Annotated in this window: 1 pseudogene; it reads right to left on the reverse strand. The window is 59.5% G+C overall.

Features of this window, described 5'->3' with window-relative positions:
* A pseudogene (locus tag R0J92_RS25460) lies at positions 1–247 on the reverse strand (polysaccharide biosynthesis protein); the annotation flags it as partial.

Below are 247 nucleotides of genomic sequence, written 5' to 3' on the forward strand. Positions count from 1 at the left end.
CCCCTATCCAGGCCATCGCCCACAACATGCACAGGATCCCCCCGGTCAGGGCATAGCGTAGCTGTCGGTGCTTCTTGCGGTTCTGATCGCTGTGAAGGGCAGGCGTGTCCCGATAGACCGGGATCATCAAGCGTTGGTTGACCTCCTGTCCCATATGCATTGGGAAACTCGCCAGGAAAACCGCGATGTTATAGATGCCCATCGCCTCAAGCGGCAGGTGTTTGCCAAGGATCGCCCGGTCGCCTGG

Source organism: Tritonibacter sp. SIMBA_163 (assembly GCF_046535935.1).
Classification (GTDB): Bacteria; Pseudomonadota; Alphaproteobacteria; order Rhodobacterales; family Rhodobacteraceae; genus Epibacterium; species Epibacterium scottomollicae.